The following is a 17,028-nucleotide window of genomic DNA, read 5'->3' as shown; positions in this document are numbered from 1 at the left end:
GCGCGGCGGGCGCCGTGGGCGTCAGCGGGGCGATGGGCGTCGCGGCCGGCGGCGGCGCGGCGGGCGCCTGCGCGGTCTTCTCGGCGCGCTTCTCTCCCGAGCAGCCCGCCAGCGCGATCGCCGCCGTCAGCGTCAGGGGCAGGGCCAGCGCAAAGCCTCCCGTCCCGATCCTGGTCCGCATGGCCTCGGCTCCTTTCGCAACACGCCCAGACTGATTGCGGGAACCCGGGCCGCCGCGCAAGCGGGCCGGACGCCTTAAGCGTAAACGCGCAGGGCGAAGCCGTGGACCAGCGCATGCTCCGCCGGCGCCCGGTCGTCGGCCGACAGGTGCGGACCCAACTCGAAGATGCCGGCCTTGATGAACTCAGGCTCTCCCCAGCCGTGCTCCGAGAGCCCCGCCGTCGCGCGGGCCAGCGCCGCGTCGTGCGAACCGGCCCTGACGAACAGCAGGACGCGTCGCCGCTCCCCCGTCGGATAGCGCGTGGTCGGCCCGGCCGCCGCCGTCGCCAGGATCAGGTACAGTTCCCCTGTCGTCTCTTCGCTCATCGTCCCGCCTTCCTCCGCCGGGCCAGGGCGAAGGGCGCCAGCGCCGCGGCGACCCCGCCCGTGTTCGACGCCAGATCCTTCCACTGGAACGTACCCGACACCCAGCCCACGACCTGCAGCGCCTCGAACCCCGCGCCGACCGCCAGGTAGGCGCCGCCGATCAGCCATGGACTGACGCGCGGCAGCGAGGCGATGGTCAGCACGGTCAGCAGGTAGCCGTAGGCCACGTGCTCGACGACGTCGGGCGCCGGCACATGGCGCTGGGCGTTGTGGTGCGGGTCCAGCGCGCCGGCCAGCGCCACGCCGAGCACCAGCAGCAGCGCCAGGCGGCCGATCCAGGTGATGAGGGACTGCATGCGCTCCCTGATAGGCGACGGCGGGGGCGCCGCGCCAGCCTTGCGCCAGCCTTCCCGCGACCGTCAGCCCACGACGATCCAGTCGCCCGTGAGCGAGGCCATGGAGACGCCCTCCAGAACGACCCGGCCCCCGCCGCCCAGGTTGACGATCACGTCGTCGCCTGACTGGGTCACCTCGTAGGTGGTCCCGGCGTCCAGCAGGATGCGGTCGCCCTCGGCCCGGTTGAAGTCCGTGACTCGGTCGGTCTCCGCCTCGCCGAAGCTATGGAAGGTGTCGGCCCCGGAGCCACCGGTCAGGGTGTCGTGCCCGCGGTCGCCCGAGAGGTAGTCGTCGCCGGCCCCGCCGAACAGCACGTCGGCGTCCTGGCCGCCACGGACGATGTCGTTGCCGTCGCCGCCCTCGCAGGTGTCGGCGCCGATGTTGCCGTAGACGAGGTCCGCGCCAGCGCCGCCCGCCAGGCTGTCGTTGTCCTTGCCGCCGACCACCCAGTCATCGCCACCGCCGCCCGAGGCCGTGTCGTTCCCGGTGTTGCCGTTGATGTCGTCGAAGTCCGCGCCGCCGGTGATCCGGTCGTCCCCGTCGTCGCCGCGCAGGTAGCTTTGCCCGTCGCCGCCGTCGATGGTGTCGTTGCCCGCTGCCCCCGAGATGGTGTCGGCGCCGCCCAGCCCATCCAGCACATTGGCCGCCACGCCGCCGGTGATGCTGTCGTTCCCCGAGAACAGAAGCTGCCGCATCGGCTCGCTCGTAGGCGCCTCCAGCGCCGCGTAGAAGACGTTGTGGCTGACGTTGGGCGAGGTGGCGAACAACACCTCGCCGTCCTGCGTACGGTAGCTCCAGCCGTTTACGTTACCGTTGAACTCGAACACGTAGGTGACGTGGCCGTCGGTATGGATCCACTCGGTGAGCTGGGGCGGGCGGACCGACTTGCTGGCGGTGTTCTCGGCGGTGGGCCGGAAGAGATCGCGATTGCCCGATCCGTTCGTCGGATCGTTCACACTGAACACGGTCACGCTTTACGCTCCTGCCCTCGGGCCGACATCCGCCAAGGCGGCAGAAGACTAGCGGCCAAGACACGCGACGGCGTCATCCGTCGACGAACCGTACGCTTTCGCCGACGAGCGCGCTCGCCCGCCACGCCTTAGCTGGCGATCGGCAGCACCTCGGTGATGACGCCGGCCTGGTCCAGCTCCGCCTGCTCGGTGCGCCACGCCGAGCCGGTGATCAGCCGGGCCACCGTCAGGCCTTCGGCGGCCAGTTCGACCAGTCGGGCCTCTGTCCGGGACGGAAGCCGCTCGGCGTCGCGCCGAGCCAGGGCCAGCACGTCCTCATGCGCCCCCTCGTCGCACACCAGGACATCTGCGGCGGCCAGCGCGCGGGCGGCGCGCAGGGTCAGCAGGTCGGCGGGCCCGCGGGCGTCGATATACTGGACCCGCCCCGCCAGGGTCGGGCTGTCGAACAGGGCGGCGCGCAGTCGCTCCTTCGCGCCCTCCATGTCGCCCGCCATCGCGGCCTCGGCCGCCGGCCCGGTCAGGGCGGCGCGCAGGAAGCGGCGGCGCGCGTGGGCGTCCGGCAGCGCGCCGCGCACTTCGTCCTGCATGGTGCGGAACAGCGCCGCGATCCGCCCGGTCCCCTCGGGCACGCGGGCCTCGATGTCGTGGCGAAGCATCGTCGCCAGCATGGGGGAGGCGCCCCCCGTGCCGATCGCGGCCACCACCTCGCCCCGGTCGATCACCGCCGGCGTGGTGAAGTCGCAGAGCGCGGGGCGGTCGACCACATTGACCGGCACATTGGCCGCCCGCGCGGCCTCGGCCGCCTGGCGCGCCCACTGGTCATCCTCGCCGGCGACGAAGGCCAGCGTCATCCCGGCGTAGGCGCGAGGGTCCAGGGCCTCGGCCGGCGACAGCCGAACCACCGTGGCGGGCGAACCGTCGAACAGCCGGGCCTTCGCCTCCGCCGCCTCGCCCTCGCCCGCCACGGCCACCGAGCGGCCGGCCAGCGGGAAGAAGGCGGGGAAGGCGTCCATGCTATTTCAGGGTCTTGATGTAGCTGACCAGGGCCGCCCGGTTCTCGTCATTGGGCACCGAGATCATCATCTTCGTGCCGGGCGCGAAGGTCGAGGGGCTCTTCAGGAATGCGTCCAGGTTGGCGTCGGTCCAGGTCCCGCCCTTGTTCTTCAGGGCCGGGGAGAAGGCGAACGTCCCCTCGCCGATCTTCGTGCCGGCGATGCCGACCAGGCTCGGGCCCATCGGCGAGCCGCCGTGGCACATCTTGCACTGCATGTTGAAGAGCTGGGCCCCATCGGCGGCCAGCGCCGGGGCGGCGGCGAAGGCGAGGACGGCGGCTGCGGCGGCGACGCGAAGCATGAAGTCTCCTGGAAATTCGTAGAGGCGGTACGGACTACCCTTGGGCCGCGCGCCAGGCCAAGGCTGGATTTACGCGGCGTTCTGAACAGCGTTAGGATCGGGCCAAATCATTTGATGGAGCAGCCCATGGCGACGACAGTGGATGTGAACGGACGGTCCCTGAACGTCAACTCGCCGCCCGACACACCGCTGTTGTGGGTCCTGCGGGATGAACTGGGGCTGACTGGCACGAAATACGGCTGTGGCGTGGCGCAGTGCGGGGCGTGCACGGTGCTCGCCGATGGCCAGCCGATCCGCGCCTGCCAGACGCCGATTTCCGCGCTCGGCGCCGCGAAAATCACCACCATTGAGGGTCTAGGCGGCAATCATCCCCTCCAGCAGGCCTGGGTGAAGCTGGATGTGCCCCAGTGCGGCTACTGCCAGTCGGGCCAGATCATGAGCGCCTGCGCCCTGCTGGCGTCCAACGCGAACCCCGACGACGAGGCCATCAGCGGCGCCATGGACGGCAACATCTGCCGCTGCGGCGCCTACCAGCGGATCCGCGCCGCCATCAAGGAGGCCGCCGCCATGCCCGCGGCGCCCGCCGAACCCGCCGCCGCGCCCGTCGCGGCGAAGCCGGCCGCGTAAGGGGAACGCCATGAACAAGCCCTTCAAGGACATCGCCTCCGGCGCCAGCCGCCGCGACGTGCTGGCGGTCGGCGCCACCCTGGCCGGCAGTTCGCTGCTGGTCGGCTGCTCCCTGCCCGAGATGCTGTCGGCCGGCTCGAAGGTCGAGGTCGGGGCGTTCGGCCCCTTCCTCAAGTTCGCCACCGACGGGACGGTCACCGTCATCTCCAAGCACATCGAGTTCGGCCAGGGGAACCATGCCGGCCTCGCCGCCATCGCCGCTGAGGAACTGGACGCCGATTGGTCGAAGGTGAAGGTCGAGCAGGCCGCCGCCAACGCCAAGCTCTACGGCAACATCAACATGGGCGGAACGCAGGGCACCGGGGGCTCCTCGGCCATCGCCAACTCCTGGACGCAGCTTCGGACCGCCGGCGCCGCCGCGCGGGCCATGTTCGTCTCGGCCGCCGCCGCCAAATGGGGCGTGCCTGCGGGCGAGATCACCGTCGCCAACGGCGTGATCGCCCACGCCTCCGGCAAACAGGCCGGCTTCGGCGAGCTGGTCTCGGACGCGGCGAAGATCAAGCCGCCGGAAAAGCCCACCCTGAAGAACCCGAAGGCGTTCACCCTGGTCGGGACCGACCGGGTCCGCCGCAAGGACGCCCAGGCCAAGAGCGACGGCACGGCGCGCTACACCCAGGACGTCCGCCTGCCCGACATGCTGGTGGCCATGGTCGCCCACGCGCCGAAGTTCGGCGCCAAGGTGAAGTCCTTCGACGCCACGGCCGCCAAGAAGGTCGCCGGTGTCGTCGAAGTCTACCAGATCCCCACCGGCGTGGCCGTGGTGGCGAACAGCACCTGGGCCGCCCGCCAGGGCCGCGACGCGCTGAAGGTCGAGTGGGACGAGGCCAAGGCCGAGACGCGCGGCTCCGCCCAGATCCTGCAGGAGTTCAAGGACCTCGCCTCGGGCAAGACCGCCGCGCCGACCGACAAGAAGAAGGGCTGGCAGGCGTTCGAGTCCAAGGGCGACGCCGCCCAGGCGGCCGGCGGAACGGCGGCGGTGGAGGTCACCTACGACTTCCCCTACCTCGCCCACGCCACCATGGAGCCGATGAACTGTGTGGCCATGGTGGGCAAGGGGCCGACGAAGCTTGTCTTCGGCTCGCAGACGCCGACCCTGGACCAGATCAACACCGCCGGCATCGTCTATGCCCTGCCCGGATCCATCGAGATCGAGACCCTGTTCGCGGGCGGCTCGTTCGGGCGGCGCGCCAACTTCCAGTCCGACTACGTCACCGAGTGCGTCCACATCGCCAAGAAGGTGGGCAAGGGCCGGCCGGTGAAGCTGGTCTGGACGCGCGAGGACGACATGCGGGCCGGCTACTACCGCCCGCTGGTCCACCACGCCGTCCGCGTGACCGTGGACAAGGACGGCTATCCGGCCACCTGGCGCCACCGCGTCGTCACGCAGTCGATCATGAAGGGCGCCCCTCCCGGCTCGCCCGGCGGCGGCGGCGTCGACGCCACGGCGGTCGAGGGCGCGATGGGCTCGCCGTACCTGAAAGCGACGCCGGTGGTGGACGCCCAGCTCATCACGCCGGACGCCGGCGTGCCCGTGCTGTGGTGGCGCTCGGTCGGCGCGACCCATACCGCCTACGTGATGGAGCACACCATCGACCAGCTCGCGAAGAAGGCTGGCAAGGATCCGGTCGAGTACCGCCGCGCGCTCTACCAGAAGGCGGGCGCCGGCCGGCACCTCGCCGTCTTGAACCTCGCCGCCGAGAAGGCGGGCTGGACCACCCCCGCGCCGGCGGGCTGGACCCGCGGCGTCGCCGTCCACGAGAGCTTCGGCACCGTGGTGGCCCAGGTGGCCGAGGTGAAGATCGAGAACGGCCAGCCCAAGGTCGGCCGCGTGGTCACGGCCATCGACTGCGGCGTCGCCATCTCCCCCGACCAGATCGCCGCCCAGATGGAGGGCGGGACCTGCTACGGACTCTCGGGCGCGATGTTCGGCAACGTCACCCTCACGAACGGCGTCGTCGACCAGCAGAACTTCGACACCTACCGCGTCCTGCGAAACTCGGAGGCGCCGACGGTCGAGACCTACATCGTCCCCTCGGCGAACCCGCCCAGCGGCGTCGGCGAGCCCGGCACGCCGGTGATCGGCCCGGCGGTGGCGAACGCCCTCCTCGCCATCACCGGCCAGCCGACCCTCAGCCAGCCGTTCGTCAAGACCTGACGACGCGTGCTAGCAGCGCCGCATGAACTTCGACCTCATGCGGCTGGTCGCGGCGCTGCTGGTGGTGGTGAGCCACACGTTTCCGCTGGCCGGCCAGGCGCCGTTCCGGATCATGGGCGTGGAGGATCTGGGCGCCCTGGGCGTCTCGATCTTCTTCGTGATCAGCGGCTACCTCGTCAGCGCCAGCTACGAGCGCGACCCGAAGAGCTACCTGCTCAAGCGGATCCTGCGGATCGAGCCCGGCCTGATCGCGTCGCTCGTGGTCACGGTCGGCCTGCTCGCTTTCGTCACAACCGCGCCGGCGGCTGAATACTGGCCGGCCGCAGCCCTGTACGTCCTGCGCAACGCCCTGCTCTACCCGGCCACCTACGAGCTGCCGGGAGTTTTCCAGGACGCGCCCATGGCCGGGGTCGTCAACGGCGTGCTCTGGACGCTCCGCCTGGAGTTCAGCTTCTACCTGGTGCTGCTGCTGATCCGCGCGCGCCTGGCCTGGGTGCTGGCGCTCACGGCGGTCTGCGCGGCGGTGTTCGTCGCCATGACGCTCACCGATCCGCACTGGGCGGGCGAGAAGCTGACGCGCATCGTCTTCCTGACAGCGCGCAACGGCCTGCTGTTCTTCGCCGGCGCGGCGCTGCAGCTCTCGCGGCGCAAGGTCCCACTGTGGCTCGGCGCGGCGTCGGCGGTCGCCTTTCCGCTCCTCGGGCCGCTCGCCCTGCCCACGGCCGTCCTGGGCCTGTCCCGGCCCGGCAAGCTGCCCGCCGACTTCAGCTACGGGGTCTACATCTACGCCTTCCCGATTCAGCAGTGGCTGGCGGTGCAGGGCCAGCTCAACGTGGCCACTGCCGTCCTGGCGGTGCTCCCCTTCGCGGCGGCGAGCTGGTTCCTGGTGGAACGCCCCGCCTTGCGCCTCAAGCCGGGTCCGCGTCCGGCCTGGTGAAACACAACATTTGATGGCGTTCCCCGTGAACCAATCACGGTTTCGTGCGCTCTCGCTTCGCATACCACTCAGGAGAGACCTATGCGCATCGCGATCACCGCCCTGGCCGCCCTCGGCGCCCTGAGCATCGCCGCCTGCAGCAAGCCGGCCGAGAAGGCCGCCGACGCCCAGGCCGACGCCGTCCAGGCCAACGCCAACGCCGCCGCCGACCAGATGAACGCCCAGGCCGATGCCATGAAGGCCAACGCCGACGCCGCGGCCGACGCCACCAAGGCCCAGGGCGAAGCCGCGGCCGAGAACATGGAAGCCAAGGCCGACGCCGTGAAGGAAGCCGGCGAGCAGAAGGCCGACGCCATCAAGGACGCGGTCAAGAAGTAGTCCAGCTTCGTCGTCTTTACCCGACAACGACGACAGGGAGGCCTCGGAGCTCAGCCGAGCTTCGGGGCCTTTCGTTTGAACAGGCGGCCGACGTCCGTCCTTGCCCGCCGCCAGCCCAGCCATACGCCCGTGGCCACGCCCGCGCCCGCGAAGACCAGCATCAGCACCATGGTGACCGTCCAGGCGACGCCGCCGTACAGGCCGCCCACGAAGTCGAACCGGTGCAGGGCGTTGAAGAGCCATCGATAGCCCTTCGCCGGCCCGTCGATGCGCGCCAGGACCTCGCCGGACGCCGGCGAGAGGTAGAAGCGAACGCCGTCAGTCAGCTCCACGCGATAGGCGGGCAGCACCGCATCCAGATCGTGGCTGTCGTAGAAATAGGCGTCCGGGCCGGTGATCGTCTCGGCGTGGCGGATCGGGCCCAGCGCCTTGGCCGCCTCGGCAAGCCGGGCCGGCGTCAGAGGGGCCGGGCGGCCTGACCCGTCGAGCCGGATGCCGTCGGCCATCAGGAAGACCTGGCCGCCCAGTGGCGCCAGCACCAGGCGGCGGGCCTGCACGCCCCGCGCCTTCGCGCCTTCGACCGCCAGCTTCAGGTCGCCGAGCGACACCGCGCCCGCCACCTGCTCGCCCCGATCGTCCGGCCCGCTCTCCAGGAATCCAAAGGGCGTCATCGAGAAGAGGCCGCTCGCCACCCACGCCAGGGTCAGCAGGCCGGCGAACAGTCCTGTCAGGTGGTGCCAGGCCATCAGGCCGCGGTAGGGCGTGACCCGCCGGTCGCGCCAGGGCCGCCAGGAGATGACGCCCAGATAGAGGCCCGTCAGCGTCAGGAACGTCCCGACGATCGAGGTCCAGATCACCACCTGGGCCCACAGCTTGGTGTCGGCCCGCAGCGCCTCGGGATAGAGCCAGTGCGGGATCGGCCCCAGCCAGCTCAGCACCTTCCCCTTCGCGTCCACCACCTGCGACACCTCGCCGGTGTGGGCCGAGACGTAGATGTCGGTGTGGGCCGGATCGTCGAAGTGGAAGAGGTGGAAGGGCCGGCGCTTGTTGAAGTAGCCGGTGACCGTCCACTGGTCGCGCTCGACCGCTTCCGGCGTCCCGGGCCTCCCGCCGATCCGGTGAGCCGCAGCATAAGCCAGGGCGACGCGCGCCGCGTCTGCGGAACTCACCCTGTGGACTTCCTGCCCGTTCGAGAGGTCCAGGACCTGGCCGTCCAAGCGCAGCACCGGCCGGCCCGCGAGGTCCTCGACCATCGCCGCCTGGACCTGCAGCACCTCCTGCGCCTCGCCGAACCGGCAGCAGTTCGCCCAGGCGATGGGCGGCTGGGCGGCGGCCCGATCCGCGTCCGTCACCTCGGGCCAGCCGGTGAACAGCATGACCACGCCGCTGAGGAACCACACCAGCATGAGCAGGCCCACGGCGATGCCGACGTAGCGGTGCGTGACCACCAGCCATTTCGGCGCCCAGGCCTTGCGGACGGGCTTGGCGGCGCGCTCAGAAGGAATAGGCGTAGCTCACGTGCAGGGTGCGCGGCGCGCCGCGGAAGTGGCCGATGTAGGCCGGGCCGGTGTCGCGGAAATAGCGGCGGGTGAGGACCGCGTAGTCCTCGCCCAGGGCGTTCTCCAGCTTGGCCGACAGGCGGCCGGGACCGACATCCACATAGGCCGTCAGATCGACAACCGCATAGTTCCCCCGGTTCACCCGCCCGATGCCGGACGGCAGGTTGTCGTACACGTCGCCCACCCAGTTCAGCCGCGCCCCGGCCCCATAAGGCTTGCCCGGCGGAGAGATGTCCACGCTGGCCATGCCGAAATCCTCCGGCACGTTGACCAGTTGTAGCGCACTGCCGGTCTGCTTGGTGCGGGCGTGGGTGTAGGCCGCCTTCCACGACACCCAGTCCGTGGCCTGGCCGCTGGCGCTCAGTTCGAAACCGCGGGCCTTCACCTTGTCGGGCAGGTTGATGAACTGCAGCACGTCGGGATCGGGCGTCGCGCCGTCCAGGCTGATCAGGTCCTTCGTGTCCCGGAAGAACGCGATCGCCTCGACGCGGAACGCCTCGGTCTGGCCGCCGATCGAGAGGTTGAGGTTCCGGCTGCGCTCCGGCTTGAGGTCCGGGTTGCCGATCTCGCCGTTGTTGAGCGAATCCTGGGCGAACAGGCTCTCGGCGTCGGGCAGGCGGAACGCCGTGCCGGCCGCGCCGCGCACGAACAGGTTCGGCGTCAGGTCGTACTGGCCCGACACGGTCCAGACGGTGGCGTTCTCGCTGTGCTTCGTGAAGTTGCTGCGAAAGCCCGCCGCCAGGTGCGTGTTCGGCAGCATCTCCGGCGTGACGCGCACCTGGGCGAAGACCGCCTGCGCCGTCTCCTTGCGCGGCGCGATGATCAGCACGTCGTCGCGGCCCCCGTACCGCTGCAGGTCGTAGCCGCCCCAGAGCTCCAGGCCGGGCTGCAGGACATAGCGCGCAAGGGCGTTCACGCCCCGGTCGTCGAACCGCCAGATTTCCTTGTCCGACACGACGACGCGCCCGCCGCCGGGACGGGTGTCGGTCTCGCTGTAGGAACTGTCCCAGTCGTGCCAATAGCCCTTCACGAACAGGCTGAGGCGCTCGCTGAAGTCGATGTCCAGCTTGGCGTAGGCGATCTCCTCGTTGCGGTTGTTCAGCGCCTCGGAGACCAGGTTCGGCCGCGGCAGTTCGGCACGGCCCTGGTTGTGCGCGTAGCTGGCGGTGAAGCGGACGGCGTCCGACAAGTCGAGGGCGTATTTCCCGCCGACGCTGGTCATCCGGTAGCCCCGATGGCGGTCGGTCCCGCTGGGCTCGTATTCGCTGTCGCGGAAGACCTGGTAACCCTTGGCCTCGTCGTGGCTGGCGAAGGCCAGGAAATGCTGCCGCCCGGCCGAGCCCGTGACGTAGCCGCTGGCGCTGACGGCATCGTTGGTGTTCCCGCCGATCTGCAGCCGCCCCGACAAATCGTCGGTGAAGTCACGGGTGACGATGTTGACCACGCCGGCCACACCCTGGGTGCCGAAGAACAGCCCCTGGCCGCCCTCGAGTTGCTCGACCCGCTCGATCATGTGGGCCGGGATCGTGTCGAGCGGCGGAGTCGAATTGTAGAGGCGGTTCGAGATCCGCACGCCGTCCACGAGGTAGAGGATCTCGCTCGACCGCGAGCCCTGCAGCGAGGCGTTGTTGTACGAGAACGGCCCCGCCTGGGGGATCAGGCTGAGTCCGGGCAGCGAGGTCGCCAGCACCGAGCCCGCGTCGACGAACAGGCCCCGGCGAACCTCTTCGCCGCTCACCACCTCCAGCCGGCTTCCGAACTGCGAGAGGGTCTGGGGCAGCGTCTCTTCCAGCCGCCCGCTGACCACGACCTCGTCGACCTCGGCCTCGGCCGCCCGCGCGGCTCCGACCTGGGCCGCTCCGCCCAAGGTCGCCACCGCCGCGCCCAGCAGCCATCGTCTCCGCCAACCGGTCATGCCGTCCCCCATGTGCAAGCGGTCTTGCGCCGCGCCTTTCGATCCACGGCGGTTAGGGTGGGCGACGCCCGCGCGCTCGTACTTTACGGTTTCCAGCCGGGTTACAGGGGGTTACAGAGGCCCCGGGGAGTCGAAAGTCGGGTATGAGCGGGCAGCGTTCCGAAGCCTTGGCGGCGCAGGTGGCGAAGGTCCGCGACGGCGGCGTCCTAGGTCGCAGCCATGGCCTGGCGCGCCTGTTCGACTACCTCGCCGATCCGGCGCACGCGGGCCGCACCCTGCGCGAGGCCGAGGTGGCGCAGGACGTCTTCGGGCGCGAACTCGACCTCTCCGGCGACGCCTCGGTGCGTGTCTACATCCATCGGCTGCGCAAGAAACTCGACGACTTCTACGCCGGCCCCGGCGCCGCCGAGCCATACCGGCTGGTGATCCCAGTCGGCGAGTACCGGCTGGACGTGGTCGAGACCGTGGGGCGGACGGAGACGCCGGCGCCCGCCGCAAAGGCCCGCCCTCGCTGGCTGTGGCCCGCCATCGCCGCCGCGATGGCCCTGGCCGCCGCCAACCTGGGCGCCTGGGCTTATGTGGCGCACCAGACCGCCCCTGCACGCGAGCTGGCCCGCACCGCCGCCTCGCCGCTCTGGGCCGGGATCGGGCGCGACCGGCCGGTCGTGGTGGTCGTCGGCGACTACTACATCTTCGGCGACACCGATTACGGCGACGGGCCGAAGCGGATGATCCGGGCGTTCGAGATCAATTCGCCGGCCGACCTCGACGCCTGGCTGATGGACAACCCCCAGCTCCAGGGCCGCTACGTCGACCTCGACACCTACTACACGCCGGTGGGCGCCACCCTCGCCTTGCGCGAGATCATGCCACTCGTCCGCCAGGCTGCGGGCGGGCTGGACCGCGTGCGGGTGATCACCGCCTCGCACCTCACGCCCGACCTCATGAAGAGCGCCGACATCGTCTATGTGGGCTACCTCTCGGCGCTGCGAGTCCTGCAGGAGCCGGTGTTCGAGCGCTCCCGCTTCAGCATCGGGTCGACCTACGACGAGCTCATCGACCGCAAGACGGGGCAGAGCTTCGTCTCCGGCGCGGGCGCGGCGTCGGGCGACCGGCCGAACCGCGACTACGGCTATCTCGCCGCGTTCCAGGGCCCCTCGGGCAATCGGTTCGTCATCGTCGCCGGAGCTCGCGACATCGGCGTCATGCAGATGGCCGAGGTGGCCACCGATCGGGCCGCGCTCTCGACACTGAAGGTTCGGCGCGATGCGCCGCTGGAGGCGCTCTACGAGGTGGACGGCGTCGGCCGCACCGCGCTCGGGGCCCGCCCCGTGATCGCCTCGCGCTGATCTGTCCGCCGGTCACGCCCGGTTCATGTGATCCCGGCGAAGGAAACGGCGTTTGTCATCCTTCGAGTGTCTGCAACCGTAAAACGAAGCCATGCGATCGCTTACCGCCGCCCTCCTCGTCCTCGCCCTTTCCGCCGGCGCCGCCCAAGCCGCCCCCTCGCAGGGGCTCGCCGCCGCCTTCGGCAACACGGTCAAGGCGCTGTATCCCGACGGCCGCTACCAGTGGCTCTGGTTCCACGCGGACGGAAGCTGGGAGGCCTTCGGACGCCGCGGCAAGTGGTCGTCCGGCAAGTGGAGCGCCAAGGAGGCCGGCAAGGTCTGCTTGAAGCAGGCCAAGCCCATCGCGATCCCCTTCCACTACTGCACCGACTTCCCCGCCAACGGCGCGGTCGGTGCGGTCTGGACCTCGAAGAGCCTTGAGGGCGATCCCATCAAGCTCACTGTCGTGAAGGGCATCCAACGCCCGCCCGCGGCGACGACGTCCGAACCCTAGTCCGCGGTCTGGAAGGCCTCGTCGCGCAGCCACTGCTCGGCCACCGCGCGGGTCACCGACTGCATGAACGCCAGTCGCGCGGGCACCGGCTGGCGCGTGTGGCGCATCATCACCGCCACCGCATAGACCCGGCCGTCGGGCGCGGTGAGCAGGCCCACGTCGTTGATGCCCACCGAGGCGCCGCGGAAATCCTGCCCGGTGCCGGTCTTGTGGGCGATGGTCCAGCCGGCCGGCAGGCCGCCCTTCAGCCGCCGCGGGCCCGTGCGCGCCTGGGCCATCAGGCCGACCAGCCGCTGGGTCGAACCCTGTGAAAGCAGTTCGCCGCGCGACAGCGCCGCCAGCGCGCCGGTTATGCCCGCGGGCGACGCGCCGTCCAGCGGGTCGGCCAGGTAGGCGTCCATCGCGGCCTGCCGCGCGTCCATCGGCAGCGCCTGGCGGGCGGCCTGGAAGTTCCAGCCGATGCCGTAGTCGGCCTGCCAGACGAGGCCCGCCGTCCGCGCCTGCAGGTCGCGCTCGTAGGCGCCGACCTTCACGCCCTTCAGGCCCATGTCGTCCAGGATCCCGGCGACGCCGTCCGGCCCGCCCACCTCGCGCATCAGGCGATCGTTCGCCGCGTTGTCGCTCTCGACCAGCGCCCGGCGCAGCAGGTCGGAGAGCGGCGTCGCATACCCGTCCGCGCCGATCTTGTAGGCCACCGGCTGGAAGAAGACCGATCGGTCGGCGTCGGTCAGCATCACCGTCGCCTCGGGGTCCAGCCGCCCCTCGTCGGCCTGCTTCATCACCGCGATGGCGACCCACAGCTTGGAGACGCTCTGCTGGGGATAGGGGCGGTCCTTGTCGACGCCCGCGGTCCAGCCCGCCTCCACGTCGGTCACCGCGATGCCCACCTCCTCGCCGTAAGCCCCGGCCAACTCGTCCAGGCGGGCCTGCAGCGCGGCTGGCGCGGGCGGCGCCTGGCGGCGGTGGATCTCGAGGCGGGCGGCGGTCAGGGGCCCCGAGGCCAGCTTCACCGTGCGGTCGGCGGACGCCAGCCCTCCGGCCAGCGCGGCCGCCGCGACCAGCACCCCCGCGGCGACTCTGCGGCGGCTGCGGAAAAATCGGGACCAACGCGCCATACGGGCGGAACGCTCCAGCTACTCAACCGTGCGCGTGGCCGTGGTGATGGTGCATCCCATCGGCGGCTCCGCGGACCTCGATGGTCACATGCGACAGGCCCGCCAGTCCAGCGAGACGGGCGCGGTACGTCGCCACGGGCTGGGGATGATCCGCCGCGATCACCGCGATCACCGCATGGTGCCCGGGCCCCAGCCGCCAGAGATGCAGGTCGACGATCGTCTCGCCCCCGTCGGAAAGCCGGCGGCGCACCTCGGCCGTCAGCTCGGGCGACGGGTTCAGGTCCACCAGCGCCCCGCCCGCCTTCTTCAGCAGCGTCCAGGCGAAGTGCGCCACGAGCCCCGCGGCCAGCAGGCCGGCCAGCGGGTCGGCGAAGCCGAGGCCCAGCCACTGCCCGGCCCCGATCGCCGCCAGGGCCAGCACCGACACCGCCGCATCGGCGCTGAGGTGCAGGTGGGCCGCCGAAAGGTTCAGGTCGCCCTGCGGGTCGTTGCGCGACGCCGCCACCCCCGTGGGCTTCAGCAGCCAGATGCACACCAGGTTGACCAGCAGGCCGCCGGCCGCGATCGGCAGCGCATCGTGATAGTCGACCGCCTGCGGGTTGAGCATGCGGGTGGCGCTTTCGACGCCGATCAGCACGGCGCTGACCGCCAGGACCACGGCGTTCGCGAAGCCCGCCAGGTAGCCGATCTTGCCGGTGCCGAAGCTGAAGGCGGGGTTCTCGGCGTGGCGTCGCGCCAGCGCATAGGCCCCGGCGGCCACCAGCAGCGCGATCACGTGCGCCGCCATGTGCAGGCCGTTGGCGATCAGCGCCATCGACCGCGTCGCCGCCCCGCCGATCACCAGCGCCACCAGCGTCGCCATGCAGATGACCGTGACGATCCACGTCCGGCGCTCGTTCCGCCGGTGGTCCGCGCCCAGGTAGGTGCGGTCCTCGCGGAAGGCGTCCAGCGGCGTGGCGGTCGCGGTCTCGGGCGGGTCGGCGGCAGTCATGTGTTACTTTATAACATCTCGTTGAAATAACACTAGCCCAGCGAACGCCACTTCATAAGTCCCGCCCGTCCGCTTACATGACGGCCCATGAGCGAGACCCTCACCAAGACCCCCGTGACCGTGCTGACCGGCTACCTCGGCGCGGGCAAGACCACCCTCCTCAACCGCATCCTCTCCGAGGATCACGGCAAGAAGTACGCGGTCATCGTCAACGAGTTCGGCGAGGTGGGGATCGACAACGACCTGATCGTCGGGGCCGACGAAGAGGTCTTCGAGATGAACAACGGCTGCGTCTGCTGCACCGTGCGCGGCGACCTGATCCGCGTGCTCTCGGGCCTGATGAAGCGCAAGGGCAAGTTCGACGGCATCATCGTCGAGACGACCGGCCTGGCCGACCCGGCCCCGGTGGCCCAGACGTTCTTCGTCGACGACGACGTGCGCGCCCGCACCGAGCTGGACAGCGTCACCACCGTGGTCGACGCCAAGCACCTGCCGCTGCGGCTCAAGGATTCCAAGGAGGCGGCCGAACAGATCGCCTTCGCCGATCAGATCATCCTCAACAAGACCGACCTCGTCTCCGAGGCCGAGCTGGCCGAGGTGGAGAAGGCCATCCGCACGCTGAACCCGATGGCGCCGATCCGCCGCGCCCAGCGTTCGAACGTGCCGCTGGACGCGATCCTCGGCCGTCACGCCTTCGACCTGGCGCGCGTCACCGAGCTGCAGCCCGACTTCCTGAACCCGCCGCATGGCGAGGCCGGGCACGTCCACGACGAGCACTGCGACCACGACCACGACCACCACGGCCATGTGCACGACGAGCATTGCGGGCACGACCACCATGACCACGCGCACGACCACATCCACGACCACGTGGCCGAGAGCGGCATCAGCTCGATCTCGCTGACCGCCGACCGGCCGATCGACGGGAACCGGGTCACCGCCTGGCTCAACAATGTGCTGCAGACGCAGGGGATCGACATCCTGCGCGCCAAGGGCATCCTGGACGTGAAGGGCGAGGACCGCCGGCTGGTGTTCCAGGCCGTGCACATGATCCTGGAAGGCGACTTCCAGGGCCCGTGGACGGACGCAGACAAGCGCTATTCGCGTCTCGTCTTCATCGGCCGCAACCTCGACGAGGCGGGGCTCCGGGCCGGCTTCGAAAGTTGCATCGCGGCCTGACGAGCCGGCGCGAGCCTTTCAGCGGTGGTCCTTAGGCGGCCACCGCTTGGGCGCTGACCAGGCGGCGGAGGCGCTGGGCGGCCACGACCTCGGGGCGCAGGATCCCGCACCAGTCGACCGCGCGCCCGCCGCGCCACTCCATCACCACCTGCCGGCCCATGAGCCGGAACCGGGCGCGGTGCTTCGCCTCGCCCACCGTGATTTCAAACGTCTGCCACATCGTCTTCCGCGTCTTCGCGCTGCCAAAGAGGGTCCTTCTGACCCCCGCTCAAACGCCATGGTTAAGCTAGCCGGGTTTCTCCGCGATTAATGATGAACACACGGGCTCAGAGCTCGTCCCCGACCAGGCCCACCTTCTCGAAGCCGCGGGCGCGCAGCCGGTTCATCACCCGCATCAGGGCGCCGTAGCTCACCCCCTCGTCCGCGCGCAGGTAGATCCGCTGGTCGGTGGGGTGCGGCCCTGCGCTGGCCGCCACCACGGCGGGCAGCGACTCCAGGTCCACCGGGCGCTCACCCACATAGACCCGGCCCGCCAGGGTCAGCGTGACGATCACCGGCGTCTGCGCCGGGGTGGGCGAAGCCTGGGCCTGCGGCAGGTCCACCTTCACGGAGACGGTGGAGACCGGCAGGGCCACCATGAAGATGATCAGCAGCACCAGCATGACGTCCACGAACGGCGTGACGTTGATGTCGGCGTTCTGGCGCACGTTCCAGGCGTCGTTGCGGGCGGAAAGCGAGGCTCCCATGAGCGTCCTCCTGTGAGGTTACACTTGTAAGATATTACAGTTATAAATTTCCACAAGTCCTGAATCGCCGTGCCGGACGGACAAAGAAAAAGCCCGCCGGAGTTTCCCCCGGCGGGCCTTCCTTGAAGCTGTTCCGAAGGGCCTAGAGCTCTTCGTTGATCAGGGCCACCTGATAGAAGCCGTTGCCCTGCAGGTCGTTCATCACGCCCATGAACTCGCCGTACAGCACGTCCCGGTCGGCGCGGATGTACACGCGCT

At 70.3% G+C, this 17,028-nt stretch carries 18 protein-coding genes and 1 pseudogene; 7 read left to right on the top strand and 12 right to left on the bottom strand.

All coding sequences use genetic code 11. From position 1 onward, the window contains the following. The 6 genes and pseudogenes from Q0L11_RS23015 to Q0L11_RS22990 form a co-directional block, all read right to left on the bottom strand. Positions 1 to 181, bottom strand: a pseudogene (locus Q0L11_RS23015) (hypothetical protein); the annotation flags it as partial. A 74-nt stretch (positions 182 to 255) separates the two neighbouring features. Continuing rightward, positions 256 to 546: a hypothetical protein gene (locus tag Q0L11_RS23010; protein ID WP_296600429.1), complete on the bottom strand. Its 291-nt coding sequence runs from the start codon at positions 544 to 546 to the stop codon at positions 256 to 258. Beyond that, a complete protein-coding gene (locus Q0L11_RS23005) occupies positions 543 to 902 on the bottom strand; it encodes a hypothetical protein (RefSeq protein ID WP_296600428.1) in 360 nt (119 codons plus the stop codon). Before Q0L11_RS23005 ends, Q0L11_RS23010 begins: the two co-directional genes overlap by 4 nt. A gap of 63 nt (positions 903 to 965) precedes the next feature. Continuing rightward, positions 966 to 1,913, bottom strand: a complete 948-nt coding sequence (locus tag Q0L11_RS23000) for a calcium-binding protein (protein WP_296600426.1) — start codon at positions 1,911 to 1,913, stop codon at positions 966 to 968. 128 nt (positions 1,914 to 2,041) lie between these two features. After that, on the bottom strand, positions 2,042 to 2,926 hold the full coding sequence (locus tag Q0L11_RS22995) for an NAD(P)-dependent oxidoreductase (protein WP_296600425.1): 885 nt from the start codon (positions 2,924 to 2,926) through the stop codon (positions 2,042 to 2,044). 1 nt (position 2,927) lies between these two features. Next, positions 2,928 to 3,266, bottom strand: a complete 339-nt coding sequence (locus Q0L11_RS22990) for a c-type cytochrome (protein WP_296600423.1) — start codon at positions 3,264 to 3,266, stop codon at positions 2,928 to 2,930. Positions 3,267 to 3,392: 126 nt separating this feature from the next. Here Q0L11_RS22990 and Q0L11_RS22985 point away from each other — a divergent pair, with 126 nt between their 5' ends. The 4 genes from Q0L11_RS22985 (at position 3,393) to Q0L11_RS22970 (ending at position 7,423) form a co-directional block, all read left to right on the top strand. Further along, the gene (locus tag Q0L11_RS22985; protein ID WP_296600421.1) at positions 3,393 to 3,893 is read left to right on the top strand and encodes a (2Fe-2S)-binding protein; all 501 of its coding nucleotides are present in this window, start codon (positions 3,393 to 3,395) and stop codon (positions 3,891 to 3,893) included. A gap of 10 nt (positions 3,894 to 3,903) precedes the next feature. Beyond that, positions 3,904 to 6,108: a xanthine dehydrogenase family protein molybdopterin-binding subunit gene (locus tag Q0L11_RS22980; RefSeq protein WP_296600420.1), complete on the top strand. Its 2,205-nt coding sequence runs from the start codon at positions 3,904 to 3,906 to the stop codon at positions 6,106 to 6,108. Positions 6,109 to 6,130: 22 nt separating this feature from the next. After that, a complete protein-coding gene (locus Q0L11_RS22975) occupies positions 6,131 to 7,045 on the top strand; it encodes an acyltransferase (protein ID WP_296600417.1) in 915 nt (304 codons plus the stop codon). Between the two features lie 81 nt (positions 7,046 to 7,126). Beyond that, the gene (locus Q0L11_RS22970; protein WP_296600415.1) at positions 7,127 to 7,423 is read left to right on the top strand and encodes a hypothetical protein; all 297 of its coding nucleotides are present in this window, start codon (positions 7,127 to 7,129) and stop codon (positions 7,421 to 7,423) included. Positions 7,424 to 7,473: 50 nt separating this feature from the next. Here Q0L11_RS22970 and Q0L11_RS22965 read toward each other — a convergent pair whose 3' ends face one another. Both Q0L11_RS22965 and Q0L11_RS22960 read right to left on the bottom strand, forming a co-directional pair. Further along, positions 7,474 to 8,871, bottom strand: coding sequence for a PepSY domain-containing protein (locus tag Q0L11_RS22965; protein WP_296600414.1), 1,398 nt, complete (start codon positions 8,869 to 8,871; stop codon positions 7,474 to 7,476). A gap of 46 nt (positions 8,872 to 8,917) precedes the next feature. Next, positions 8,918 to 10,897 carry a TonB-dependent receptor gene (locus Q0L11_RS22960; RefSeq protein WP_296600413.1) on the bottom strand — a complete coding sequence of 660 codons (1,980 nt, stop codon included), beginning with the start codon at positions 10,895 to 10,897 and terminating at the stop codon, positions 8,918 to 8,920. Between the two features lie 143 nt (positions 10,898 to 11,040). On the opposite strand from Q0L11_RS22960, the gene Q0L11_RS22955 reads away from it, so the two are divergent. Both Q0L11_RS22955 and Q0L11_RS22950 read left to right on the top strand, forming a co-directional pair. Further along, a complete protein-coding gene (locus tag Q0L11_RS22955) occupies positions 11,041 to 12,246 on the top strand; it encodes a helix-turn-helix domain-containing protein (RefSeq protein ID WP_296600412.1) in 1,206 nt (401 codons plus the stop codon). 91 nt (positions 12,247 to 12,337) lie between these two features. Further along, positions 12,338 to 12,739, top strand: a complete 402-nt coding sequence (locus tag Q0L11_RS22950) for a hypothetical protein (protein WP_296600410.1) — start codon at positions 12,338 to 12,340, stop codon at positions 12,737 to 12,739. Here the strand turns inward: Q0L11_RS22950 and Q0L11_RS22945 are convergent. Together Q0L11_RS22945 and Q0L11_RS22940 are read right to left on the bottom strand one after the other, a co-directional pair. Continuing rightward, positions 12,736 to 13,854, bottom strand: a complete 1,119-nt coding sequence (locus Q0L11_RS22945) for a serine hydrolase (RefSeq protein ID WP_296600408.1) — start codon at positions 13,852 to 13,854, stop codon at positions 12,736 to 12,738. The genes Q0L11_RS22950 and Q0L11_RS22945 overlap by 4 nt on opposite strands. Positions 13,855 to 13,876: 22 nt before the next feature. Continuing rightward, a complete protein-coding gene (locus Q0L11_RS22940; protein ID WP_296600406.1) occupies positions 13,877 to 14,845 on the bottom strand; it encodes a cation diffusion facilitator family transporter in 969 nt (322 codons plus the stop codon). A gap of 87 nt (positions 14,846 to 14,932) precedes the next feature. Here Q0L11_RS22940 and Q0L11_RS22935 point away from each other — a divergent pair, with 87 nt between their 5' ends. After that, the gene (locus tag Q0L11_RS22935) at positions 14,933 to 16,024 is read left to right on the top strand and encodes a GTP-binding protein (protein ID WP_296600404.1); all 1,092 of its coding nucleotides are present in this window, start codon (positions 14,933 to 14,935) and stop codon (positions 16,022 to 16,024) included. A gap of 31 nt (positions 16,025 to 16,055) precedes the next feature. On the opposite strand, the gene Q0L11_RS22930 is transcribed toward Q0L11_RS22935, so the two are convergent. Continuing rightward, positions 16,056 to 16,244: a hypothetical protein gene (locus Q0L11_RS22930; RefSeq protein ID WP_296600402.1), complete on the bottom strand. Its 189-nt coding sequence runs from the start codon at positions 16,242 to 16,244 to the stop codon at positions 16,056 to 16,058. A gap of 106 nt (positions 16,245 to 16,350) precedes the next feature. After that, on the bottom strand, positions 16,351 to 16,770 hold the full coding sequence (locus Q0L11_RS22925; protein ID WP_296600400.1) for a biopolymer transporter ExbD: 420 nt from the start codon (positions 16,768 to 16,770) through the stop codon (positions 16,351 to 16,353). Between the last annotated feature and the right edge of the window lie 258 nt (positions 16,771 to 17,028).

This window comes from Phenylobacterium sp. (assembly GCF_024508875.1).
Lineage (GTDB): Bacteria > Pseudomonadota > Alphaproteobacteria > Caulobacterales > Caulobacteraceae > Phenylobacterium.
Note: the sequence above shows the minus strand (reverse complement) of the source record. Positions and strands in the feature narration are given on the sequence as shown.

Excerpts from the sequence above, each read along its gene's own strand:
- Q0L11_RS23010 (WP_296600429.1), bottom strand. The coding sequence starts at position 546 with ATGAGCGAAGAGACGACAGGGGAACTGTACCTGATCCTGGCGACGGCG.
- Q0L11_RS23005 (WP_296600428.1), bottom strand. The coding sequence starts at position 902 with ATGCAGTCCCTCATCACCTGGATCGGCCGCCTGGCGCTGCTGCTGGTG.
- Q0L11_RS22995 (WP_296600425.1), bottom strand. The coding sequence starts at position 2,926 with ATGGACGCCTTCCCCGCCTTCTTCCCGCTGGCCGGCCGCTCGGTGGCC.
- Q0L11_RS22990 (WP_296600423.1), bottom strand. The coding sequence starts at position 3,266 with ATGCTTCGCGTCGCCGCCGCAGCCGCCGTCCTCGCCTTCGCCGCCGCC.
- Q0L11_RS22985 (WP_296600421.1), top strand. The coding sequence starts at position 3,393 with ATGGCGACGACAGTGGATGTGAACGGACGGTCCCTGAACGTCAACTCG.
- Q0L11_RS22980 (WP_296600420.1), top strand. The coding sequence starts at position 3,904 with ATGAACAAGCCCTTCAAGGACATCGCCTCCGGCGCCAGCCGCCGCGAC.
- Q0L11_RS22975 (WP_296600417.1), top strand. The coding sequence starts at position 6,131 with ATGAACTTCGACCTCATGCGGCTGGTCGCGGCGCTGCTGGTGGTGGTG.
- Q0L11_RS22970 (WP_296600415.1), top strand. The coding sequence starts at position 7,127 with ATGCGCATCGCGATCACCGCCCTGGCCGCCCTCGGCGCCCTGAGCATC.
- Q0L11_RS22960 (WP_296600413.1), bottom strand. The coding sequence starts at position 10,897 with ATGACCGGTTGGCGGAGACGATGGCTGCTGGGCGCGGCGGTGGCGACC.
- Q0L11_RS22955 (WP_296600412.1), top strand. The coding sequence starts at position 11,041 with ATGAGCGGGCAGCGTTCCGAAGCCTTGGCGGCGCAGGTGGCGAAGGTC.
- Q0L11_RS22950 (WP_296600410.1), top strand. The coding sequence starts at position 12,338 with ATGCGATCGCTTACCGCCGCCCTCCTCGTCCTCGCCCTTTCCGCCGGC.
- Q0L11_RS22945 (WP_296600408.1), bottom strand. The coding sequence starts at position 13,854 with ATGGCGCGTTGGTCCCGATTTTTCCGCAGCCGCCGCAGAGTCGCCGCG.
- Q0L11_RS22940 (WP_296600406.1), bottom strand. The coding sequence starts at position 14,845 with ATGACTGCCGCCGACCCGCCCGAGACCGCGACCGCCACGCCGCTGGAC.
- Q0L11_RS22935 (WP_296600404.1), top strand. The coding sequence starts at position 14,933 with ATGAGCGAGACCCTCACCAAGACCCCCGTGACCGTGCTGACCGGCTAC.
- Q0L11_RS22930 (WP_296600402.1), bottom strand. The coding sequence starts at position 16,244 with ATGTGGCAGACGTTTGAAATCACGGTGGGCGAGGCGAAGCACCGCGCC.
- Q0L11_RS22925 (WP_296600400.1), bottom strand. The coding sequence starts at position 16,770 with ATGGGAGCCTCGCTTTCCGCCCGCAACGACGCCTGGAACGTGCGCCAG.